Source organism: Desertimonas flava (assembly GCF_003426815.1).
Taxonomy (GTDB): Bacteria; Actinomycetota; Acidimicrobiia; order Acidimicrobiales; family Ilumatobacteraceae; genus Desertimonas; species Desertimonas flava.
The window spans coordinates 1-22,413 of sequence record NZ_QKYK01000005.1 but is presented as its reverse complement, the minus strand read 5'-3'; the positions used below and the strand labels follow the sequence as shown (position 1 = coordinate 22,413).

The 22,413-nt window shown below is 70.4% G+C and carries 19 protein-coding genes; 7 read left to right on the top strand and 12 right to left on the bottom strand.

The features are described from left to right. Positions 1 to 55: 55 nt before the first annotated feature. Positions 56 to 2,737 (top strand): hypothetical protein, encoded by a 2,682-nt coding sequence (locus DN771_RS08050; protein WP_116996849.1) that lies wholly within the window; start codon positions 56 to 58, stop codon positions 2,735 to 2,737. Positions 2,738 to 2,747: 10 nt separating this feature from the next. Next, on the top strand, positions 2,748 to 3,659 hold the full coding sequence (locus DN771_RS08045; RefSeq protein WP_162941695.1) for a DUF6734 family protein: 912 nt from the start codon (positions 2,748 to 2,750) through the stop codon (positions 3,657 to 3,659). On the opposite strand, the gene DN771_RS29385 is transcribed toward DN771_RS08045, so the two are convergent. The 10 genes from DN771_RS29385 to DN771_RS08000 all read right to left on the bottom strand — a co-directional run bounded on the left by DN771_RS29385 (position 3,656) and on the right by DN771_RS08000 (position 14,960). Further along, the gene (locus DN771_RS29385; protein ID WP_162941694.1) at positions 3,656 to 3,808 is read right to left on the bottom strand and encodes a hypothetical protein; all 153 of its coding nucleotides are present in this window, start codon (positions 3,806 to 3,808) and stop codon (positions 3,656 to 3,658) included. The genes DN771_RS08045 and DN771_RS29385 overlap by 4 nt on opposite strands. Before the next feature lie 10 nt (positions 3,809 to 3,818). Next, positions 3,819 to 4,313: an SRPBCC family protein gene (locus tag DN771_RS08040; RefSeq protein ID WP_116996847.1), complete on the bottom strand. Its 495-nt coding sequence runs from the start codon at positions 4,311 to 4,313 to the stop codon at positions 3,819 to 3,821. A gap of 96 nt (positions 4,314 to 4,409) precedes the next feature. Then, positions 4,410 to 5,234 carry an LppM family (lipo)protein gene (locus tag DN771_RS08035; protein ID WP_116996846.1) on the bottom strand — a complete coding sequence of 275 codons (825 nt, stop codon included), beginning with the start codon at positions 5,232 to 5,234 and terminating at the stop codon, positions 4,410 to 4,412. A gap of 306 nt (positions 5,235 to 5,540) precedes the next feature. Beyond that, entirely contained in the window at positions 5,541 to 6,707 is a 1,167-nt protein-coding gene (locus DN771_RS08030) for an integrase core domain-containing protein (protein WP_162941693.1), read from the bottom strand. A 420-nt stretch (positions 6,708 to 7,127) separates the two neighbouring features. Beyond that, positions 7,128 to 8,201, bottom strand: coding sequence for a galactokinase (locus DN771_RS08025; RefSeq protein WP_116996844.1), 1,074 nt, complete (start codon positions 8,199 to 8,201; stop codon positions 7,128 to 7,130). Continuing rightward, entirely contained in the window at positions 8,198 to 9,352 is a 1,155-nt protein-coding gene (galT, locus tag DN771_RS08020; protein ID WP_116996843.1) for a galactose-1-phosphate uridylyltransferase, read from the bottom strand. Before galT ends, DN771_RS08025 begins: the two co-directional genes overlap by 4 nt. Next, positions 9,349 to 11,472 (bottom strand): alpha-galactosidase, encoded by a 2,124-nt coding sequence (locus DN771_RS08015; RefSeq protein ID WP_116996842.1) that lies wholly within the window; start codon positions 11,470 to 11,472, stop codon positions 9,349 to 9,351. The genes galT and DN771_RS08015 overlap by 4 nt, the downstream gene beginning before the upstream one ends. 220 nt (positions 11,473 to 11,692) lie before the next feature. After that, complete coding sequence (locus DN771_RS08010) at positions 11,693 to 12,607, bottom strand: carbohydrate ABC transporter permease (RefSeq protein ID WP_205528483.1); 915 nt, start codon at positions 12,605 to 12,607, stop codon at positions 11,693 to 11,695. Continuing rightward, entirely contained in the window at positions 12,604 to 13,590 is a 987-nt protein-coding gene (locus tag DN771_RS08005) for a carbohydrate ABC transporter permease (RefSeq protein ID WP_116996840.1), read from the bottom strand. The genes DN771_RS08010 and DN771_RS08005 overlap by 4 nt, the downstream gene beginning before the upstream one ends. Positions 13,591 to 13,610: 20 nt before the next feature. Continuing rightward, positions 13,611 to 14,960 (bottom strand): extracellular solute-binding protein, encoded by a 1,350-nt coding sequence (locus DN771_RS08000; protein WP_116996839.1) that lies wholly within the window; start codon positions 14,958 to 14,960, stop codon positions 13,611 to 13,613. A gap of 166 nt (positions 14,961 to 15,126) precedes the next feature. Between DN771_RS08000 and DN771_RS07995 the strand changes: the two genes are divergently transcribed. Together DN771_RS07995 and DN771_RS07990 are read left to right on the top strand one after the other, a co-directional pair. Further along, complete coding sequence (locus tag DN771_RS07995) at positions 15,127 to 15,933, top strand: DeoR/GlpR family DNA-binding transcription regulator (protein WP_116996838.1); 807 nt, start codon at positions 15,127 to 15,129, stop codon at positions 15,931 to 15,933. Between the two features lie 25 nt (positions 15,934 to 15,958). Further along, positions 15,959 to 19,090 carry a glycoside hydrolase family 2 TIM barrel-domain containing protein gene (locus tag DN771_RS07990; RefSeq protein ID WP_116996837.1) on the top strand — a complete coding sequence of 1,044 codons (3,132 nt, stop codon included), beginning with the start codon at positions 15,959 to 15,961 and terminating at the stop codon, positions 19,088 to 19,090. 123 nt (positions 19,091 to 19,213) lie between these two features. Here the strand turns inward: DN771_RS07990 and DN771_RS07985 are convergent, their stop codons facing one another. Next, positions 19,214 to 20,125, bottom strand: coding sequence for an LLM class flavin-dependent oxidoreductase (locus tag DN771_RS07985; RefSeq protein ID WP_116996836.1), 912 nt, complete (start codon positions 20,123 to 20,125; stop codon positions 19,214 to 19,216). 44 nt (positions 20,126 to 20,169) lie between these two features. Here DN771_RS07985 and DN771_RS07980 point away from each other — a divergent pair, with 44 nt between their 5' ends. Beyond that, positions 20,170 to 20,775, top strand: coding sequence for a M15 family metallopeptidase (locus tag DN771_RS07980; RefSeq protein ID WP_116996835.1), 606 nt, complete (start codon positions 20,170 to 20,172; stop codon positions 20,773 to 20,775). 40 nt (positions 20,776 to 20,815) lie between these two features. On the opposite strand, the gene DN771_RS07975 is transcribed toward DN771_RS07980, so the two are convergent. Then, positions 20,816 to 21,379 (bottom strand): carboxymuconolactone decarboxylase family protein, encoded by a 564-nt coding sequence (locus DN771_RS07975; protein WP_162941692.1) that lies wholly within the window; start codon positions 21,377 to 21,379, stop codon positions 20,816 to 20,818. A 112-nt stretch (positions 21,380 to 21,491) separates the two neighbouring features. Between DN771_RS07975 and DN771_RS07970 the strand changes: the two genes are divergently transcribed. Both DN771_RS07970 and DN771_RS07965 read left to right on the top strand, forming a co-directional pair. Continuing rightward, positions 21,492 to 21,833 (top strand): winged helix-turn-helix transcriptional regulator, encoded by a 342-nt coding sequence (locus DN771_RS07970; RefSeq protein ID WP_116996834.1) that lies wholly within the window; start codon positions 21,492 to 21,494, stop codon positions 21,831 to 21,833. Positions 21,834 to 22,021: 188 nt separating this feature from the next. Continuing rightward, on the top strand, positions 22,022 to 22,413 hold a 392-nt coding region (locus DN771_RS07965; protein ID WP_205528482.1), incomplete at its 3' end, for a helix-turn-helix domain-containing protein.

The following is a 22,413-nucleotide window of genomic DNA, read 5'->3' as shown; positions in this document are numbered from 1 at the left end:
TCCGCGCCGGTCTGAGAACACTCGTCGGGTCGTCCCCACCGCCGAGGAGATTCCCATGCCCGCTCTGTTCTTCGACACCGTGATCATCCGCCGCGACGGCGTCAGCGCCGCCGGTCTCGACCGCACCTACGCCCAGCTGGGTCTCGGGAGCACGGAGACGCTCACGGTGTGCGCCCGCGAGATGACGGTGCAGTCCGTCCCCGACCGCAACCTCAACCTGGCCGCCGACAAGCTCTTCGTGGCGGGCCCACAGTCCTTCGACATCCCGGACTCGGGGAAGCGGACCGTGCGCATCGCCGCCGAGCGCATCGAAGGACCGCTCGTGGTCACCCGTCGCGGGCGTCGCGGCGCGCAAGGTGCGCCCGGCGCCAATGGGCTGCCCGCCAAGGTCCGCATGGTCATCGCCGATCCCTCCGATCCGGACATCCGCGAACCGCGGCTGGTCAGCCCGCCGACCGCCGGCAAGAACGGCCAGCCGGGCGGACCCGGTGAGGACGGCGGCACCGTGCGCGTCTGGTTCGCCACGGCATCGGTGTCGCCGGGCGTCGCTGCCCCAGGCGGCGCCGGCGGCCCGGGTGGCGCCGGCGGCAAGGGCGGCGCGGGCTACGAAGACCTCGGTGTGCCCAAGGCCCCGAACGGCAAGCCCGGTCCGGCAGGCACGCCGGGTCGCGCGGGCCTCGCCGAACGTCGGCCCTTCGCCAACCCCGCCGAGCTGTGGGCGCGCTGGGCGGCCGAGTTCGCCGCACCCGGGATCGCCACCACCTGGTCCGGTCACCGCCTACGGGTCGCCGAGTACGAGTACCGCAGAGGAACCGTCGACTCCCTCGCTGCCGCGAGGCGTCACCTCGAGGTGCTTCTCAAGCGGCCGGGCAGCGATCCCTTCGCCCCGCGCGCCCGGGTCCTGCTCCAGCAACTGTTCGAGCACGTGACGTATTCCGGTGTGCCCCGCGATCTCGATGTCGTCCCCGATGTCGCCTTCGCCGCGCAGCGCAGCGGCGCTTTCCTCGATGCGGCCCTCGACCTGCTCGGACGGGCCCAGACGATCGCCACGGGAGGCGACGTCCAATCGACGATCGCCTCGACGGTCACCCTGCAGGCCGACAAGAGCCGCAACGCCCTCGGTGCCGCCGACGCCCGCAAGACCCACGCCCAGGAGGCCGTGAAGACCGCCGTGTCGGGGACCGACCTCGCCAAGGCGCGAGCCAAGAACATCGACGGCCAGATCAGCGGGCTCCGGACCCAGATCGAGGCCAACAACGCCGCCAACTCCGGCCCGTTCGCCCTGATGAAGCAGGTCATCGACGTCGGCAGCAAGGTCGCCGGTGCGGCGATCGGCGTGTCCACGGGGGTCGGCGCATTCGCTCAGATCGGCAGCGGCTTCGCCGCGCTGAGCGAGATCGGCTCGACGTCGACCGACCTCTTCGACCTCGTCGGCGACGTCAGCAAGGCCCTGTCGAGCTCGGACTTCAAGCCGTTCGTGAAGAGCATCAAGGAGGTCGGTCAGGCGGGCAAGTCGATCTTCGACATCGGCGCCTTGATCGCCGACCTCGACAGCATCAAAGCCACCCACTCCGATCCGCTGGTGGCCAAGCTCGCCGAAGCCCAGCGCGAGAGCCTCCTCCAACAGCGGCAGGTCGCTCTCAATACGCAGATGGAGAAGGAGGCCCAGCTCGGCGTCACCGCGGCGGTCGCCGAGATCGGTGGCATCAACGCCGACATCGCCGCCGCCGACAAGCTGGCCGCCGACATCCGCAACGGCATCACGGTGAGCGCCGACGCCGCGGTCGAACGAATCCTCGTCGCCGTCCGTCGGCTGCTCGATGCGCTGTCGGCCGACGTCTTCCGCACACAGCGGGCCCGCGAGATCTACTTCGCCCAGGACCCCGTGGCTCCCGTGCGACATGACGCCGGCTATCTCCACCCCGACATCGACCGCATCCTGCCGGTCCGCGACCGGCTCAAGCGCATCGCCGACGACCTCGACGCCCGGGCGCCCCAGCTGATCGCCTGGTCGGGCCTCGTCGAGGAACTCGAGAACACCAGCGGCCAGAGCCGCAGCCCCGTCACGCTGTCGTTCTCGACGACCGACGCCGCGCTGCTCGGTCCGCTGCGGGCGTCGGGACGGATGGGGTTCTCGATCGCGATCGAGGACCTCTTCGAGGAGGACGGCTCGCAGCTCCACGAAGTGAAGTTCGACGGCGTGACGATCGTGCTGCGCGGCGCCTCCATCGTCACCGAGGCCGTCGCCGGCGTCGGTGCCGCGACCCAGTCGATCCGCCTTCGCCAGCTCGGGCGCAGCGTGGTGCGTCGCCGCGACGGGGTGATCAAATCGATGACCAGCCCGTCGTTGCACGTGCACGTGGCCTGCGAGGCGACGGCCGACGGCGTCGTCGCCCGGATCACTCCGCCGGCCAACCCCCGCGCCCAGCCGCCGTTCAGCCTGTGGGGCCGCGGCGTCGCCGGCGACTGGGAGCTCCAGGACGTCGACGGCATCGACTTCTCCGGCCTGACGCGCATCGAGGTGGCCTTCGAGACGCAGGCGATCTCCAGCGGACCGCTGCGGGTGGCGTCGACCCGGGCGGCCCAGCGCCAGCTTCGCCCGATCCCCGGAGGTCTGCCCGCCGACCCGCCGCCCCGCCAACCGGTGAAGGTGCCGCCCCGCGGGATGCCGTCCTACTCGTACTCCTACGGGGTCGGCGTCGCGGGTGTGGCCGCCGTCGGCGCCTCGCTGGTCTGAGGGCGCCGGCATGAGAGCCGTCTGGTCGTTCTGGCCCGCCCCGTTCGCCTTGGCCCGGGCCAACGCCTGGGGCACCGAGCGCAACCACCTCCTGGCCTGGGTCCTGTCGTTCGAGTGCGCCCGCCGCCATCACGAGACCACGGCCCTGGTCACCGATGCGGTCGGCGCCGAGCTGCTGGTGGACGGACTCGGCCTGGAGTTCGACGACGTGTCGCTGTCGCTCGATCGTCTCGGCGCCGCCGACCGCTCGTGGTGGACGGTCGGCAAGCTCGTCGCCATCGCCGAGCAGTCCGAACCGTTCGTCCACCTCGATCCCGACGTCTTCCTGTGGAACGCCCTGCCCGACCGGCTGACCGGCGCGGCGGTGTTCGCCCAGAACCCCGAGGCCTACGAACCGGGCAGCACGTACTACAAGCCGGAACTGATCGAGACGGCCCTCACCGCCACCGGCGGCTGGCTGCCACCCGAGTGGGACTGGTACCGCCGGCCGGGAGTCGTGCCTCGAGGTGAGTGCTGCGGCATCGTCGGCGGCAACGACGTACGGCTGCTGCGCCACTACGCCGAGACCGGCTTGCGCCTGATCGGTGATCCGGGCAACGCCGCCGGGCTCGCCGCCTTGCCGGAGCGACAGGCCCTCACCATCACGCTCGAGCAGTACCTGCTGGCCGCGTGCGTGGAGCACCACCGGACGCCCATCAGCTATCTGTTCCCGACGTGGGCGGCCGCCGGCGACGAGCCCACGGCGATCGAGGCCGGCTTCACGCACCTGATCGCCGACACCAAGCGCGAGCCGGGAGTCGTGGCCCGTCTCGAACAGCGGGTCCGCCGGGAGTTCCCCGGTCGTTACGAGCGATGTGTGGCGCTCGCCGGTTCGCCAGGCACGGCATCCCGGCAGGCGCCGGTGCTCGCCGCCGGCGCCTAGAGCCGTGACCACAAACGTTCGCACGCCACGACGGCCGGATGACGCCGCTGGTTGCGTTGCTGCTCCTCGTGGTTGGGCAAGGCAGGCACGTCGTCGCCGCGCCTTGCCAGCGACGCCCCCGACTCGCCGTGGACGAGGCGACCGTTCATGGCCACGGCACTAGTCGGACTTGGGCGGCCGGGGTTCCTGGGGCGGCTGTACCTGACGGGCCAGGATGCCGAGCGTCGCCCGCAGGGCGGACTCGGGGACGACCGGGAAGATGTTGGCGTCCCGCCAGGTCTGGTCGATCTCGGACCAGTCGTAGTACGACGTCGCCAGCGTGCCCTCCTCGTGGGGCTCGAGGCGGTAGCCGTAGACGTGGCCGATCTGCGGGCGGATCTGGCCGAGGATGGTCCAGGCGATCTCGCGGTCCTGCTCGAACGTCTTGATCGTCACCGTCACGTCGTACAGACCGAGCGGGTAGTCGTTGAGCGACTCGCGATCCATGTGCACCACGAAGCTGTCGCCGGCCTTGGTCACGGGATCGCCCGTCGCCGACATCAACATCCCCGAGCTGTCGATGGCGACGTGACCCTGCGGGTCGGCCAACACCTTGAAGATCGCCGCCGGCGTCGCCCGGATGATGCGCTGCACTTCGATGCGGTCGGTGGTCATCACGCGATCCTGCCATCTCGGGGGCACCGGACTTCGCCCGGAGCGCAGGGGCCGGTCGCTCGGTACCGGCCGGTTTCGTTCGGTACGGTTCGGCGGTCAGTAGAAGCGGCGTAGCGCCCGGCTGCGGCGACGGTTGCGGGCCTGGACGACCCGCCAGATCAGCACGCCGCCCGCCACGAGCCAGGCGATGCCGGCCACGAGGGCGATCGTCGACACGAGGCTCCCGCCGCCTCCGCCACCGCCGGCACTGAGCACCGACCGTGTCGTGAGGTCGACCGCCGAACCGTCGAGCGGTGCCTCCCAGACGATCGCTCCATCGCGCTCGTCGCCGGTGGTCTCGGCGACGTCGCCCGGGAGGCGCAGCGACAGCTCGACGGTCATCGACGACGCCGGCGTCGCCCCGGCGGCGGCGAGCTGGGCGGCGAACGGCACACCGCCGACGGCGCCCACCAGCTCGGCGTCGGCGAAGGCGTCGAACGTCCCGCCAGGCAGCGAGAGCGACCCGGCGACCGTCACGGTGACGTCGTCGTCGGTGATCACGTGGCCGATGGAGAGACCGCTGAAGGGCGGGCCGAGGCTGTTGAGCAGACTCGTCGCCTCCTCGACCGACGTGAACGGGTGACGCAGCGAGACCGACAGCCCGCCGTCCTCGGTTGCCGTCGGCGGGTCGACCGCCCACCCCGCGGTGGTGGCGTCGGCGAGCTGGAGGGCGCCGGCCAGCCCCGGTGCCTGCGCCACCACGTCGGCGTCGACGACGGCGGTCACGGCGACCTCGCCCGTGCCGTCGGCGTTCACCGTCACGCCGACGTCGACGTTCAGCTGACAGCCGGCGAGGACGGCGATGGCGACGATCAGGCAGACGACGGTGGTCAGCGGCCGCCGCTGGCCGGCGCGTTCAGGTCGAGGGGTGGAGAACAGCAACCGACCGATGATGGCAGAGGCGGCCGGCGGTTTTCGTACTTCACTGATCGCGTGTGCGGGCGCTCGTGCTGGACCTGTGCGTCAGGACGGGTGTGATGCCGTGCTGCGGCACGGATGTCTGCTCGTGAAGCTGGAGTGCCGCCGTCGGTGGTCTGACGACGCGACGGTCGAGGTTTGTGACGCCGGTTGCGGTTGTCGCATCCTCCGTCACAAACCTCGGGGTCTCGAGGTCGGTGCGAATCGAGGCGACGTTTCCGGGGGTCGATGCGTGACGGTTTCCGACACTGCCGTGTCGCGGGGCTTCCCTCACGCATGTCGCGGGGCTTTCCTCTTGGTGGGGTTGATGGTAGGTGCTGGTGGTGGTCCGGGTCGGTCGTAGAGGGGTTGGTTGCGTTTCGTGGGGTCGATGGCGAGGCGGCGGATGTGGTGGCCGGCGATGAAGACGTGGGCGGTGTCGGCGGTGATGACGACGGTGGCGGGGAGTCCGTTGTAGGCGGCTCCGACGGTGATCCGCAGGTTCCGGCTGACATCGACGCGGCCGCCGCTGATGGTGGCGTTGTAGGTCTGGGTCGGGGTTCCGATCGGCTGGTCGGCGGGGCCGCTCTTGGCTGCGGTGGCCCACACGTCGGCAGGGAACCGTCGGCCGATCGAGCGGTGGGGGCGGTGGTGGTTGTAGATCAGGCGGAACAGGTCGAGTTGGGTTTGCAGATCGTCGATCGTGGTCGCCGGTGGCTGTTTGGCGAGCCACTTCTTGAGGGTTTGGTGAAAGCGTTCGACCTTGCCGCAGGTCTGGGGGTGGGACGGCCGGGAGTGGCCGGCGCGGACACCGAGCTTGGCGAGTGCGTCGGCGAGCACGTGGCAGAAGGCGCGGGCGTTGTCGGACAAGAATCGTGCCGGCCAGCCCAGCACCGCAGCGGCCGCCGCCAGGGCGGCCAGCGTGGCGGCACCGGTGCACGTCACCATGGCGCTCGAGGCCACGAGCAGACGTGAGTGGTCGTCGATGACGTTGAGGACTTTCACGTCGGTGCCGTCGGCGAGTTGCCACGCCGTGTCGTCGAGCTGCCAGCACTCGTTGGCCCGCTCAGCAGTGAAACTGCGATGGCCGCGCTTGGGACGCTTGGAGGGATCGGCCTCGATGAACCCGCGTGACTTGAGGATCCGCCAGATCGTCGCTTCTGACGGCACACCGGGCAGGTCAGCGAGATGGAACCGGATCGTTGCCGGCCCGGCGTCCAAGCCGACGTCGGCCAACCGCTTGCGCTCGGCGATGACTGCTTCTTCGACGTTCGAGGGTGTCCGGTTGGCCACCGTGTGCGCAGCACGCGACTTCGGTTCCAACACGACGTCGCCCTCGCGTCGATACCGCCGTCGCAGATCCCAAAAGAACCACGTCGACACGCCGTGGTCCTTGCAGAACTGCGTCACGTTGAACGTCGATGGGTCGCTCTCGATGATCGCTCGACGAACACTCACTGGGACTTCCTCTCGTGGCATGAACACCAAGGCTCAACGCCCCGGCGGTCACCGTGAGGGATGCCCCGCGACACCCGTGAGGGATCCGCTGCAAGAACGCACGTGACGGTTTCCGACACGATCGAGCCCCCGATCACCGAGTGGCACGATCGAGCCCCAGATTCTCGACGGGCTCCAACTCGGACCCGGCCACCGATGTCGATCACCTCACCTTCGGAGCAGCAGCCGTGACTGGCGAAAGAGCGCAACCTGCAGTGAGGTGCGACCCGCCGAGCGGAAGTGCCGACCCAACGACCTGCCAGCGGCCCATTCCGTATGCACTTCCAGCGTTCAGCCCTACGGAAGCGCCCGGAAACGCGACCGAAAACGCGACTCTCAGGCGTCATACGTCGCGAAATCGCGACGTCTGACGCCTGAGAATCAGTTTTCCGGGTGGTCGAGGAGGTGGGCGCCGGGGGAGGGGTGGACGTACCAGGCGGCGGCGTCGTGCCGCGTGCCTGTTCCGGCCACCGCCGCCACCGCCGTCGCGTCGACGGCGCCGGGGCGGGTGAGGGCCACGACGGCGCCGCCCCAGCCGCCGCCGGTGATGCGCGACCCGAGCACCCCGGGGGTGGCGTCGAGGCGGGCGCACAGCACGTCGACGTGAGGCGCCGACGACTGGTAGTCGTCGCGGAGGCTGCGGTGGCTGTCGGACATCAGGGCTCCCGCCGCGACGACGTCGCCGGCGGCGATCGACTCGGCGAACGCCGCGACCCGCGCGTTCTCCGACACCACGTGGCGAGCCCGGGACCGCAGCACCGGATCGCGCAAGCCGGCGACGTCGTCGGCCGACGCATCGCGCACCGGGCCGATCTCCTGCTCGACCGCGGCCAGCTCGGCGACGCGCGTCGTGTACTGCGAGGCAGCCAGCGATCGGGCGCCGGTGAAGACGACCAGCCACTCCGCCTCGTCAGTGGGCGGGAGCGGTACGGGTGTCGTCGTCAGGGCCCGACAGTCGATCAGCAGCCCGTGACCGGCGACGCCGCCGATGCACGCCAGCTGGTCGAGGAGGCCGGTGGGTACGCCGCGTGCCGCGTGCTCGGCGGCCTGGCAGAGACGGGCGAGGGCGACCGGATCGGTGCCGTCGGCGCCGAGGACGAGGGCGACGGCCACCTCGAGCGCGGCGCTCGACGAGAGTCCGGCGCCGGCCGGCAGGGTGCTCGTGACGGTGCCGGCGAAGCCGACGCTCGGCCGGAGCTGGCTGACCACCCCCGCCACGTACCGCGCCCACTCCGGGCTCTGCGCGGCGGGGTCGGTCACGTCGAGGGGCACGACGGCGTCGGGCTCCCCCGGCGTCGTCAACCGCACGACGCCGGCTGCCGGCGAACCGGCGATGTCGATGTGCCGATCGATCGCCATCGGGAAGCACAGGCCGCCCGTGTAGTCGGTGTGGTCGCCGATCAGGTTCACCCGCCCCGGAGCGCGAGCGGCGACGGCCGGCGCGCCAGTGGTCATCGTGCCTGCACGATCGTCGGGATCGTGACGTCGCCACGGCGCCCGACCAGTGCGGCGAGGGCGGCGGCGGTCTCCTCCGGCGCCGTGTCGTTGATGAACACCCCGAGCGCCGTCTCCACGCTCGCTCGCACCTTGAGCCGCTCGGCGTTGCGATGCGGCGGCAGCAGTTCGACGTGCAGGTGCCAGTCGCCGCCATCGTCACCGGGAGCCTCCTGGACCGCCATCAGATAGGGGAGCTCGAACCCCCAGAGGCCGTCGTAGCGGGCGACGACGTCGGCGATGGCGGAGACCAGACCGGCGGCCGCGTCGTCGTCGAGATCGCCCAATCGGCCGATGCCGTGTGCCTTGGCCCGGATCTGCACCTCGTACGGCCAGCGCGCGGCGAAGGGCACGGCGGCGAGGAAGTGCTCGTTCTCGTGCACGACGCGAACGCTGCGGATGTCCTCGTCGACGAGCGTGCAGCCGAGGCAGCTGCCGTGGCGCTCCCGGTGATCGCGGTGGGCGTCGAGCTTGCCGACGACGGCCGGTGGGAGGTGGTCGAGGGCGTAGATCTGGCCGTGGAGGTGGGGAAGCGTGGCCCCCACCTCGCTGCCGTGGTTCTCGAACGCCATCACGTAGCGATGGCCCTCGTCCCAGAGCGAGGCCGTCCGCTCCCGCCACACGGCGACGACGCCGGCGAGCTGATCGAGCGACAGATCGGCGAGATCGGTGACGTGATCGGACGTGTAGACGACCACCTGACACCGGCCCCGAGAAGCGCCGACCAGCTCGGCCGACCACCACGGCGAGGTCGCGGGCGTCGGCGCGTCGGGGGCGAGCGAGGGGAAGCGGTTGTCGAACACGGCGAGGTCGAATCGGCCAGGCAGCTCCGGGCCTCCGGGGCACAGCGGGCACGCCGGTGCGGCGTCGCCCGACGTGGTGGCGCTGGGGCGTACGTTGCGGGCTGGCGAGACGAGCACCCAGGTTCCGGTGAGGCGGTCGAAGCGGCGGTGCAGGTGCGTCACGTCGTAGCCGCTCGCCACCGGGGCGTCGGCGATGGCGCGCAGCGTCGCCGGATCGACGCGCCCGTAGAGGTGGAACTGCCGGCCGTCGGGGTGGACGACGTCGTGGCGGACCATCTCGCCCGGCTGGGCGTCGGTCGGGGCGGTCACACCACGGCCCCGATGTGGAGGAGGATGGCCGATTCCGGTCCGGCGACGGGGAGCCGGAGGCCGTGGGTGGCCAACTGGTGGCCGGTGAGCTCGATTCCGTCGACCACGGGGAGACGGTCGCGCGTCAGCCAGCGCGCCGCCTTCAACGGTGCGGCGACGACGACCCGATAGCGCCGGGCGAGCTCGAGCTCGGGGATCCGCAGCGGCAAGGGTGCGAGCGAGGGGGCGGTCGTCAGCTGCACGTAAGCGACCAACGCCTCGGCGCGACCGGCGGCGAGCACGCCGTGAGCCACGGCATGCCCGCCCGTGGCCCCGAGGTCGATGCGCAGCACGTCGCCGTGGTGGAGGAGGTGCCGGTGCCGGCGGTACAGGGCGATCCAGTCGGCGAGCTCGGCGCGCTCGTCGTCGGACGCGTCGAGCAGATTCCACTCCACGCCGAAGTGGCCGAACAGCGCCGTTGCCGCGCGGAACGCCAGCGTGTGCGTGCGGCCGGTCGTGTGGGCCGTGGGCGGCCCGACATGGGCGCCAAGCACCTCCAGCGGGACGAACGTCGATGCCCACCGCTGGATCGTCTGGCGCTCGAACGCGTCGTTGCAGTCGCTCGTCCAGACGCGGGCCGTGCGTTCGAGGATCGCGTGGTCGATCCGCGCCCCGCCCGACGAGCAGCTCTCGAACTCGACAGCCGGGTGGCGGGCGCGCAGCTCGTCGAGCAGCCGGTAGAACGCCAGCGTCTGGCGATGGGTCCCGGCCCGGCCGTCGGCCCCGCTGCCCTGCACGTGGTCGCGGTTCATGTCCCACTTCACGTAGTCGATGTCGTGATCGGTGAGGATCGTGTCGAGCCGGCCGAGGATCTCGGCGAAGGCGTCCTCCCGTGCGACGTCGAGCACCAACTGGTGGCGCCCGAGGACCGGCTCGTAGCCGCTGGTGGTCAACGTCCAGTCGGGGTGGGCGCGGTAGAGGTCGCTGTCGGGGTTCACCATCTCCGGCTCGACCCAGAGGCCGAACGACATGCCGAGCGAACGCACCCGCTCGATCAGCGGTCCGAGCCCGTCGGGATGGGCGTCGGGCGACACCCACCAGTCGCCGAGACCGCTGGTGTCGTCGCGGCGGCTGCCGAACCAGCCGTCGTCGAGCACGAAACGCTCGACACCGACCTCGGCCGCCCGCTCGGCGAGGGCGGTGAGCCGGTCGAGGTCGTGGTCGAAGTAGACCGCCTCCCACACGTTCAGCGTCACGGGTCGAGGCGCGTCCCGGTGGGCCGGCAGCGATCGCACGTAGCCGTGGAACACGCGGCTCGCCGGCGTCAGCCCGAGGTCGCTGCCGGCGAGCACGACCCACGGCGTGGCGTAGGACTCGCCGGGGCCGAGGACGATCTCACCGGGATGGAGCAGCTCGCCGAGCTGGAACCGGCAGCGCCCGTCGGGGAGCCGCTCGGCCGACAGCCGACTGTTGCCGCTCCACGCCAGGTGGGCGCCCCACACCTCGCCTTGGTGCTCGCCGAACCCCGCCGTGCCCGCCCACACGAGCGGGGGGTGCTCGTGTGAGGTGCGGCCGCGGCGGTTCTCGGCCACGACAGCTCCGGGCCCGAACGGGCGGCGCTGCGGGTGGAGCTCCCGGCACCAGCGGCCGTGGAACGTGATCAGCTCGCCGGCGTGGGGCGGGACGGCGACGCTGATCGACAGCTCGTCGAGCCGGTACTCGGTGCCGGCGGTGTTGGTGAGGACGGCCCGGACGCGGTGACCGCCGCCGGCCGTCGCCTCGATCTCGTGGGTCAGTTGGAGTTCGGCGGTGTCGTCGCGACACGTGATGACGACGCGATCGGTGCCGATCGACTGCTCGTCGATCGTGGCGAACCGCGGCGCCCACGCCGTGCCGTCGGCCCGGCTGCCGAGGATGCCCGGGTGGCCGGGAAAGCCGCTGCCGTGCTCGGCGACGATGGCGACGGGCGCGACGGTGTCGAGCGCGCCGGCCGTCGCCGGTGGGCGGGCGGCCGACGATGCCACGGCCAGCGCCTCGCTGTCGGCGCCGTCGAGCGCCCGGCCCCAGTAGACGACCTCGGGTGGTCCGCTCGAGGTGTCGACGACGAGGCTGCTCGCCCCCGAGATCACGTGGTGGATCACGGCATGCCCATCCCCATCGCACTCGCGCGGAATGACGACCGGTCGGCCCCCTCGTCACGGACGGACTCCGTCGGGGGTTTCAGGGGGCAGTCGCCCCCTGATTCGGCGGGCCAGGCGAGCTTGCTCGCCCCGCCGAGAGAAGCTGGGTGCGGCGAAGCCGCTCGAAAGACCTCGCCGCAGGCGAGCGAGCGAAGCGATGCTCGCCGAGGACGAAACATCGTCAGCCTTTCGAGGACCCGAGGGTCAGCCCACCGATGAACTGACGCTGGAGCAGGAGATACACGACGAGCGTCGGGAAGGCGACCAGCATCGACCCGGCCGCGACGAGGTTGTCGTTGGTGAAGAACTGCCCACCGAGGTTGGCCAGCGACGAGGTGATCGGCCGGTCGGCCCCCTGGTTCTCGAGCAGCACTGCCCAGAAGAAGTCGTTGAACACCCACGTGAACTCGAGGGTGGCGAGGGCGGCGAGAGCGGGCTTGCACAGGGGAAGGATGATCTGGAAGAACTGGCGCAGCACTCCCGCGCCATCGATCTTGGCGGCCTCACCGATCTCGTCGGGCAGCGTCTTCATGTAGTTGCTGAGCACGAACGTACAGAATCCGGCCTGGAACGCCACGTGCACGATGATCAGGCCGACGGTGCTCCCGAGCAGGTACCCGGTGTCGCTGAGGAACCCGGGCAGCGGGATGCGCTTGTACATCTGGAACAGCGGCTGGGCGAGCACCTGCGGAGGCAGCAGGTTGCCGGCCGTGAACAGCAACAGCAGTGCGAGGTTGAAGCGCCAGGTGAACCGGCTGACGCCGAAGGCGACGAAGCTGGCGAACAGCAGGGTGATCAGCACCGACGGGATGACGATCAGCGCGGTCACCCAGTAGTGGTGGCTCATCTCACCCTGGTTCCAGGCGTCGCGGTAGTTCTGCAGTGTGAGGGTGTCGGGTAGCGAGATGAAGCCCTTCTCAGAGGTCTCCTCGTACGGCCGCAGCGACGAGTAGATCGCTCCGCCGATCGGCACCAGCCAGCCGATCGCCATCACGATCAAGAACGCGTGGAGCGTGGCGCGCCGGACCCGTGCCTGGCGCGACCGCGGCACCTTCGGGACCGGCACGACGGCGGGGGCGACCATCCCCGCCCTCATCGCTCGGCTCGTTCGCGGCGCAGGTGGTTCGACAGGTACCAGATGATGAACCCGACGCACAGGAGCAGGAGGATCACCCCGTACGCCGACCCGCGCCCCGCGTTCCCGCCGCCCTCGCCGATCAGGTTGTCGGTGACGAGGATCGACAGCAGTTCCATGCCCCGTGGTGACTTGAGGGCGAACACGATGTCGAAGGCGCGCAGCGCCTCGATCACGGTGATCACCCCGACCACCACGTTGATCGGCTTCATCGCCGGGAAGATGATGTGGCGGAAGGCCTGCCACTCGTTGCAGCCGTCGATCGATCCCGCTTCGCGCAGCGCGGGGTCGACGCTCTTCAGCCCGGCGAGATAGAGGACCATGATGTAGCCGACGTGGCGCCAGGCGATGGCGATGAGGATCGCCGCGAAGTTCTTCGACACCCCGTACTCGCCGATCGACACGAGGTGCGTGCGGTCGCCGAGCCAGTCGATCTGGTTGGCCGGATCGGTACGACCGAGCAGCGTGGAGAACACGCCCTGCTTGGGCGAGTACATCACGCTCTTCCAGATGAACCCGACGACGGCCAGTGACAGCACCACCGGCAGGTAGAAGATGCTCTGGTAGACGGCGCCACCCCGCAGGTTCTTGTCGAGGAGGTAGGCGAACAGCACGCCGAGCGCCGTCGGCGCGATGAACAGGAACACGACGAGCACGCCGTTGTTGATCGCCGCGGACCACACGTCCTTCTCGAAGATCGTGAAGATCTCCCAGTAGTTGCGGAAGCCGACGAAGCGGATGTCGGCCACGCCGGAGATGCCGTTCCAGTCGGTGAACGACAGCACCACGGTGGAGAGTGCCGGGAACCACACGAACGCCACGTGGACCAGCGTGGGGATGCCGATCAGCAGGATCAGGGCGAGGCGGTCACCGCGCGAGAACTGGGCGACGCCCCGGCCCCGTCGGGCGCGACGGGACCGGGACGGCAAGGGCTGGAGACTCATCGAAGGGAGTTCGCGCGGACTCAGCCGTCGGCGAAGATCACACCCTTGCGCTCCTCGACGTCCGAGAGGATCGAGTCGATCGACCCCGGATCGGCGATGAAGTCGGCGAGGGCGTCACCCATCACGTTGGAGGCGAACTCGGGGTTGGTATCGCGGTCGAGGAACTGGGCGATGTTGGCCGTGCCGGCGATCAGCTCGGCCGACTTCTGCTGGAGCGCCGTGTAGCCCGACGTGTCGGCGTCGTCGGCCACCGCCACCGAGCCGGGGTTCGCGGTGAGGAACGTGATCTGCGCCTCGCCCGTGGCGAGATAGGCGAGGAACTCCTTCGCCGCGGCCTCGTTGTCGGGGTCGGCGGCGAGCATGAAGCCGTCGATCGGCGCGTCGATCGAGTCGGTGCCGTGATCGGCGTTGACCTCGGGGAACGGGAAGAAGTCGAGGTCGTCCAGATCGTCGACGAACTGCTCGCTGACGAACGTGCCGAGCAGCATCATGCCGGTCTCGCCGGACTTCAGGGACTGGGCGGCCTCCTGCCACGTGCGGCCGTTGGCGCCGCTCTGGTGATAGGGCAGGAGCTTCTCCCACTCGGCGAACACCGTTTTCACCTCATCGCTGGTCCAGTCGCCGTTGCCGGCCATCAGGTCGACGTGGAACTGGTAGCCGTTGATGCGCATGTTGAGGATGTCGAACGTGCCCATCGCCGGCCACTTGCCGTCGTTGCCGAGCGAGAACGGCGTCACGCCGCCGGCCTGCATCTCGTCGGCCAACGCGGTGAGCTCCTCGAGCGTGGTGGGGATCGCCCACCCGTTCTCCTCGAACACGCTCGGCTTGTAGTGCACGGCCCACGGATAGTTGTAGAAGGGGATCAGGTACTGCTCGCCGTCGTCGCCGGTGCTGGCGGCCTTGAAGTTGTCGCCGATGTTGGTGACGCCCTCCCACACGTCGCTGATGGGCGACAGCAGGCCCTGGGCGGCGAAGTACCGCAGGCGATACCCGGCGAACCAGGTCATCACGTCGTCGGGCTGCTGGAGGTAGTTGGTGATGTTCTCCTGAAACGAGTTGTGATCGACGGTGTTGATGCTGATGTCGACGTCGGCGTTGGGGAACCCGTCCACGACCGCCTGGAACGCGTCCTTGGGGACGTCGTCGGAGTAGTTGCTGCCGATGCTGAGCGACCCGGTGGCCGCCGACAGGGCGCGCCCGCCGGACGGTGCCCGAGCGGGGAGGCCACCGGCCCCGGCAAGACGCGAACCACCGAGCAGCACACCGGCGCCGAGCGCGCCGCTGCCGGCGAGGAAGTGACGGCGGCTCAGCGACGAGTGCGGATGCGCCGACGGGGCCGGCGAACGACGGGTGGTGGTGTGACGGGCCATAGCTGCTCCCCCTGGGGTCGAGTGCCGCCCCCCGGCGACACATTTTCCGACACGATCACACGCGAGACGTCAGACGTCAAGAGGATTCGCACAGGATCAAACGTTTTCCTACGAAATCTGATCGATTCTGTTGACTTGGCAACGTGGGGGGCGGCATCATGCCGCCGTGACGTCCGCCTCCCGCCCGCTCGCCCGGCGTCGCCGAGACCTCATCCTCGAGCTCGTCGCCAACCAGGGATCGGTGCGGGTCAGTGAGCTCACCGACCGCCTCGGCGTCAGCGACATGACCGTGCGGCGCGACCTCGACGCCCTCGCCAGCGAGGGCGTCGTGCGGAAGGTGCACGGCGGTGCGACGCTGCCCGGCGACGCCCGGGCCACCGTCGGCGAGCCGGGCTTCGCGGCCAAGCTGACCGAGCAGGAAGACGAGAAGGCCGGCATCGCCCTCGCGGCGGCGGCGCTCGTGCAGCCGGGCACGGCGATCGGTCTCACCGCAGGTACCACCACGTGGCGGCTCGCCCGCGAGCTCGGCGGTGTCGCCGATCTCGTCGTCGTGACCAACTCGATGCGCATCTGCGAGACGCTGCTGGCGTTCGAGCGGCCCGATCAGACCGTGATGCTCACGGGTGGGGTGCGCACACCGTCCGACGCGCTGGTCGGCCCGCTCGCCGAGCAGTCGTTGCGCAGCCTCCACCTCGACCAGGTCTTCATGGGGGTGCACGGCATGACCGAACGGGCTGGGTTCACCACACCGAATCTCATGGAGGTCGAGACGAACCGGGTGTTCGTAGCCGCCGCCGAGCGTCTGGTCGTCATCGCCGACCACACCAAGTGGGGCACGGTGGGCCTGGCGACGATCGCTCCGCTCTCCGCCGCCGACGTCGTCGTGACCGACGCCGCCATCCCCACCGGTGCCGCCGAGGCACTCACCGCCGCCGGCGCCGACATCGTGCGGGCCGCAACGACGCCGGCGTAGACCCGATCGAGCGCGAGGAGCCGCGATGACCACCGATCCGTTCCCGCTGTCCCGATGGCTGGGGCCGAGTACCACCGGTGTCGGCCGGCTGCCCATGGCCGGCGCCGCCGATCCGTTCGACGACGCCGATGAGGCTCGCCGCGGCGAGTCGTCGTGGGTGCGCTCGCTCGACGGCGACTGGCAGTTCCGTGAGTTCGCCAACCCCGACGACATCGGACCCGCCGAGGTCGGCGGTGAGTCGGCGAACGAGGGCGAGCCATGGTCAGTCGTCCTGGTGCCCGGCGCCTGGCCGCTCCAGCGCGACGACAGCCGGGCCCGGCCCATCTACCTGAACGTGCGGATGCCGTTCGGCGGCCACCCGCCGTCCGTGCCCGAGGACAACCCGACCGGCGTCTACCGGCGCACGTTCACCGTGGCGGCCCGGTGGCGTCGCCGCCGCACGCTGCTGCGGGTGGGCGCCGCCAACTCGATGGGTTTCGTCTGGGTCAACGGCCGGTTCGCCGGGTTCGGCACCGACAGCCACCTGGCGTCCACGTACGACGTCTCGGCGCTGCTGCGCCCCGGCGAGAACGACGTGACGATCGTCGTGCCGCGCTGGAGCGCGGCGACCTGGATCGAGGACCAGGACCAGTGGTGGCTGCCGGGGCTCCACCGATCCGTCGAGCTGTTGTCGGTGCCGCGACCCGTGTCGATCGCCGATGCCGCCCTCGTGCCAGGGCTCGCCGTCGACGGGACGACGGGGACGCTCGACGTCGACATCGCCCTCGACGTTCCGGCTGACACGCTCGACCCCGGCGAGTACCAGGTCGCCATCGTCGTCGAACCGCTCGACGTACGCCTCGGAGCGAGACCGAAGCGACTGGCCACGACGACCATCACCGTCCCTCGCTGGATCGAAGGCGAGCCCGACCGCCACCGCATCGCCTACACCTGGCCGGGCCATCGGGCGCGCGGGCGCGTCGAGGTGCCAGGCATCGTCGCCTGGAACCACGAGCAGCCGCAGCGCTACCGGGCGATCGTCGAGCTGCGCGATGCCGCCGGCACCGTCGTCGACGTCAGCACCAAGCTCGTCGGCTTCCGCCGGGTCGAGATCGCCGACCGCCGGTTGCTGATCAATGGGATCGCGGTCGTGATCAACGGCGTCAACCATCACGACATCCACCCCGACACCGGACCTGTCGTCAGTGTCGACGATCTGCGCCGCGACCTCGAGTTGATGAAGCGCCACCATGTCAACGCCGTGCGCACGTCGCACTATCCGAGCCGCGAGGCGCTCTACGACCTGTGCGACGAGCTCGGCCTGTACGTGGTGGACGAGGCGAACATCGAGTCGCACGCCCGGTGGCGGTCCGTCGCCGAGGACCCGCAGTACGCCGCGGCGATGCTCGAACGGGGGATGCGGATGGTGCTGCGCGACCGCTCGCACCCGTGCGTGATCGCCTGGTCGCTCGGCAACGAGTCGGGCTACGGAGCGTCGCACGACGCGATGGCGGCCTGGATCCGGCGCGTCGATCCGTCGCGTCCGACCCACTACGAGGGCGGCTTCTCGCTCGACCTCGACGCCGCGTCCCCGGCGAGCGACATCGTCTGCCCGATGTACGCCTCGGTCGATCGCATCGTGCGCTGGAGCCGCGAAGGCGGCGTCGGTGGCGCGAGCCGCGAAGGCGGCGTCGGTGGCGCGAGCCGCGAAGGCGGCGTCGGTGGCGCGAGCCGCGACCGGCGGCCGCTGATCCTGTGCGAGTACAACCACGCGATGGGCCAGGCCGGCGGGCTCGCCGACTACTGGGCCGTGTTCGGCGTGGAGGACGGGCTCCAGGGTGGCTTCGTGTGGGAGTGGGCCGATCACGGCCTGCGCCGCCGCGGCGTCGACGGCATCACTGAATGGTTCGCGTACGGCGGCGACTTCGGCGAGATCGACCACGACGGCACGTTCGTGTGCGACGGGCTCGTCTCACCGGACCGGGTCCCGCATCCGCTGCTGCTCGAGCTCGCCGCCCTCACCCAGCCCGTCGCCGGCGAGCGGCTCGGCGACGGTCGGCTGCGGATCACGAACCGGAGGTGGTTCACCGATCTCTCCGACCTCCAGGCGAGGTGGAAGCTGGCGATCGACGGCGAGAAGGTCGCCGGATGGTCGGCGCTCGAGTTGCCGCCGATCGCCCCGCAGTCGTCGGTGATCATCGACTCGCCCGCTCCGTCACCGGGTCGCCCCGGTCGAGCCACGCTGACCGTGCGCTTCGCGCCGGCCCGCGGCAAGCGACCGGCGTGGGCGAGCGAGGACTGGGAGCCGGCGCTCTGCATCGTCGACGTGCCCAACGGGGAGCCGGATCGGCGACGCCATCAGGTCAGCCGGCCGGTGGTGCCGATCGACGTCCACGACGATGCGCTCGGTGTCGAGGGGATGTCGGTCGCCTCCCCATCGTTGTCGCTGTGGCGGCCACCGACCGACAACGACGACCCGCCCGGCACGGCGTGGGCCGGCTCGGCGGCCGCGCGTTGGCGGGCGCAGGGCCTCGACCGGATGGCCGAGCCCGACGACGAGGTGCTCACGCGGCGCGGCGCCACGGTGTCGCGTGATCGCCGGTACCGGCTGGCGACGGGGGAGGTCGTCGGGCATCGCCAGCGCATCCGGCGTCTGCCCGACGGATCGGTGCAGTTCGACGAGCGGGTCGACATCCCGAGGTCGCTGACCGACATCCCCCGTGTCGGGATCCTCCTCGTGCTGCCCCCCGACTTCGACCACCTGTCGTGGCTCGGGCGCGGGCCGGGCGACAGCTATCCCGACCGCCACGCGGCGACGCGCCACGGCCGCTGGACGGCATCGGTCGGCGACGTGCAGGTGCCGTTCGTCGTCCCCCAGGAGTACGGCCTCCATCTCGACACCGAGTGGTTCGAGCTGTCGACGGGATCGCTCACGCTCCGCATCGCCGGGGACCGTCCGCTCGCCTTCTCGGCCCTCCCACACGGGCCCGATGCACTGACCGCCGCGGGCCATGCCCACGAACTGCCGCCCCGGCAGGCGACGTGGGTGCATCTCGACGTCGCCCATCGCGGCCTCGGCACCGCGGCGTGTGGTCCCGACACCCACGACCGCTGGAAGATCCACGGCGGCCGCTACCGGTTCACCTGGACCCTCGGCGCCACCACTACCGATGTGTGAGCCCTGAACGCAGGTTTTCCGCGTCTCCGCTCACACTTCCGGGCGGCCGCCGGTACCAGACGCGAGCTGTGAGCAGCGGAGACAGGTTTCCGCGCTGTCCGTTCACAGTTCGCCGCTGTCGGCTCAGCGGAAGTGCGGGGCGATCTGCTCGATGATCGTGTCCATGCGGTCGGTGCGTTCGGCCCCGGTGCCGAGCGAGAAGTCGGGGACGATGATCTCGTCGACGCCCGCGTCGCGCCAGGCTCCCACCTGCTCGGTGAGGCGTTCGACCGATCCGGCCACGGCCGCCCGGGGGGCCACTCGCTCGACGATCGCCGCGCCCTTGGACTCGTCGTCGATGAAGAACCACAGGGCCTGCGCCGACGTGGCGATCGACGACGGGTCGCGACCGATCCGCTCGCAGGCGGCGTCGAGTGCGGCGCGGCGCTCGGCGATCTGCGCGGGCACCCCCCACATGTTCCACTCGTCGGCGTGACGGGCGACGACGCCCATCATGCGATCGCCCTTGCCGCCGATGAGGATGGGTAGATGCTGCTGCAGCGGCTTGGGCTCGGCGATCGCCCGCGTGAGTTGATAGTGCCGGCCCTCGAACGTCGTCTCCCGCTGGGTGAAGATGCTGCGGATCACGGTGAGCGCCTCCTCGAAACGATCGATCCGGACGCCGGGGCGGCCGAGCTCGATGCCGTACTGCTCGTGCTCGTTCTCCTGCCAGCCCGCTCCGACGCCGAGCACCAAGCGGCCGCCGGCGATGTGGTCCGCGGTCGCCGCCCAGTTGGCGAGCACCGCCGGGTGCCGGTAGGTGATGCCGAAGACGAGCGTGGCGAGCCCGATGCGATCGGTGATCGTTGCCAACGCGGGGATCGCGGCGGTCGCCTCGTGGACAGTCGCCAGCTTCTCGCTGTCGGCGGTCTCACCGTCGACCATGAAGTGGTCGGCGACGTACGCCCGGTCCCACCCGGTGGCCTCGGCGTGGCGGGTGACGGCCACGACGTCCGCCCAGGATTGGTTCAAGCTCGGCCAGATGGAGAAGCGCACGACGCCGAATCTAGGTGGTGTCGGCTACCGTGCGCTCAGCCCCCATGAACGCTGTCCTCGCCAATCCTGATTCCGCATGCCCGGCGGCACTCCTCGCCGATCAGGAGGTGCTCGAGGTCCGACACGTGGGGTTCGACGGGACGGAGCACACGGGCACGCTCGAGGTGCACCGCTCGGTCGCCGACGACGTCGCCGACTTCTTCCGGCTCGCGCTCGACACCCGATTCCCGATCGAGCAGGTCGTGCGGGCCAGCGAGTTCGGCTGGGACGATCCGCGACTGATGGCCGCCAACTGTTCGAGCGGTTTCAACTTCCGCACCGTCGCCGGCCGGCCGTCGCTGTCGATGCACGCCTTCGGTCTCGCCTTCGACGTCAACACCCGCCAGAACCCGTTCATCCGGCGGCGCGCCACCGATGACGGACCTGTCGAGACGATCGAGCCCGAGGGGGCGTCGTTCGACCCCGATGCGCCGGGCACCCTCACCGACGGACACCCGCTCGTGCAGTTCCTCGTCGACCGTGGGTGGACGTGGGGCGGGCACTGGACGCTCGACGCCGACGGCGTCGTCGACTACCAGCACTTCGAGAAGCGCCTCGCCCCCGGCGAGCGCGACGGCCTCTACGAGCGCTACGGCCTGCCGAACCCGTAGCCGAGCGGCGGGGGACGGTGCCCGGCACTGTCATCCGGTGTCAGGCGACGTCGGCGAAGCGCGGCGCGCCCGGCTCGAGGGCGACGCGCGCGGCGCGGCCGGCGAAGCTGATCGCGTGGTACCAGCCGCAGAGCAGCAGCAGGTCCAGGAGCTGGGCGTCAGTGAACGCGCCGGCCAGTTCGCCCCACAGCGTGTCGTCGATGTCGGACGTCTCGTGGAGCGCGTCGACCGCCCGCATCAACAGCGCCTCGGTCCGCTCGGTCCAGCACTCGTCGGCCGGGCCGCCGTGGGTGATCGAGCGAACCTGCTCGGTCGTCAGTCGCACGCGCTCGGCGAAGAAGGCCACGTGCACGCCCCACTCGTACTCGCAGCCGCAGCGGGCACACGTGCGGTCGATGACGATCTCCCGCTGGCGCATGGTGAGCGAGAGGCCGCGGCCGAGCTCGTAGGCGCCCCAGCCGCCCATCGCCCGGGTCATCGGCATGTTCTGCACGAACGTGCGGAAGAGCCCGATCGGTTCGGCGCCAGGCGGCATCATCGACTGCAGCTGGGTGGCGACGTCGGGCTCGTAGGGCGGCGTGACGGCGACGATCCGCGGCGTCATCGTCCGGCTCCCCGGTACCAAGCGTGATCTGGAAATAGAATCATCACGAGCACCCTAGTGCTCTGGAAAACAGATCCCTACCTGAGCTCGCACCTCGAGAAGGAACCCGTCGATGTCTCGCTCGCCACGTCCCGGCACCGCCGTTCGCGGCTCCACCACCGGCCGCCCGCTCATGGCCGCCCTCGACCTGTTCGGTCACCGCTGGATGCTGCGGGTCCTGTGGGAGCTGCGCGACGGAGCGGTGGGGTTCCGTGAGCTGATCGCCCGCTGCGACGGCATCTCGGCCGCCGTGCTTCGGGCCCGGCTCGTGGAACTGCTCGACGCGGCACTCGTCGAGCAGGACGCCGAGCGCCGCTACCTCCTCACACCCCTGGGTCGCGACGTCGCCGAGGCGATCGCCCCGCTCGACGCCTGGGCGCGCCGATGGCAGCGGGCCACCGACCCGGCGCACTGAACCGACGCGGCTCGTGGGAGATGTTTCGGGGGCTGGATCGTGACCTTGGCCTCAACCGGTGGTCGCGACATCACAGCCTTGGAGGTGTTGTGATGGGAGCTATTGGGCGTCCGAGGATTCCTCGGTCGAGGGTTGCTGTGGCGTTGTCGGCGGTCGCTCGTGGGGTCCCGCGGCCGGAGGCGGCAGCGATGGCGGGGATCTCGAGAAACACGTTGCAGCGTCGTATCAACGAGGAAGCTGTTGTCGTGTTGAGACAACGCACAGCACGTCCGAACGCGCTCACGCTCGCTGAGCGTGAGGAGATCCGCGTTGGCATCGAGCGTCACGAGACCGACGCGCAGATCGCCCGCCGACTCGGCCGACATCGCGGAACAATCGGCCGTGAGATCGCGGCTGGTGGTGGCCGTGAGCACTACCGGGCCTATGTCGCTCAGGACCAGGCCGACGCACGGGCTGAGCGGTCCAAGCCGTCGTGGATCGAGGATCGGCCGTGGCTGTGGGACGAAGTCGTCACCTTGCTGCGCATGAAGAAGTGGTCGCCCGAACAGATCGCCAAGCGGCTCCGCAAGGAGCATCCCGA

Coding starts and splice junctions, on each gene's coding strand:
- DN771_RS08050 (WP_116996849.1), top strand. CDS start 56: ATGCCCGCTCTGTTCTTCGACACCGTGATCATCCGCCGCGACGGCGTC.
- DN771_RS08045 (WP_162941695.1), top strand. CDS start 2,748: ATGAGAGCCGTCTGGTCGTTCTGGCCCGCCCCGTTCGCCTTGGCCCGG.
- DN771_RS29385 (WP_162941694.1), bottom strand. CDS start 3,808: ATGAACGGTCGCCTCGTCCACGGCGAGTCGGGGGCGTCGCTGGCAAGG.
- DN771_RS08040 (WP_116996847.1), bottom strand. CDS start 4,313: ATGACCACCGACCGCATCGAAGTGCAGCGCATCATCCGGGCGACGCCG.
- DN771_RS08025 (WP_116996844.1), bottom strand. CDS start 8,201: ATGACCACTGGCGCGCCGGCCGTCGCCGCTCGCGCTCCGGGGCGGGTG.
- DN771_RS08010 (WP_205528483.1), bottom strand. CDS start 12,607: ATGAGGGCGGGGATGGTCGCCCCCGCCGTCGTGCCGGTCCCGAAGGTG.
- DN771_RS08005 (WP_116996840.1), bottom strand. CDS start 13,590: ATGAGTCTCCAGCCCTTGCCGTCCCGGTCCCGTCGCGCCCGACGGGGC.
- DN771_RS08000 (WP_116996839.1), bottom strand. CDS start 14,960: ATGGCCCGTCACACCACCACCCGTCGTTCGCCGGCCCCGTCGGCGCAT.
- DN771_RS07990 (WP_116996837.1), top strand. CDS start 15,959: ATGACCACCGATCCGTTCCCGCTGTCCCGATGGCTGGGGCCGAGTACC.
- DN771_RS07980 (WP_116996835.1), top strand. CDS start 20,170: ATGAACGCTGTCCTCGCCAATCCTGATTCCGCATGCCCGGCGGCACTC.
- DN771_RS07975 (WP_162941692.1), bottom strand. CDS start 21,379: ATGACGCCGCGGATCGTCGCCGTCACGCCGCCCTACGAGCCCGACGTC.
- DN771_RS07970 (WP_116996834.1), top strand. CDS start 21,492: ATGTCTCGCTCGCCACGTCCCGGCACCGCCGTTCGCGGCTCCACCACC.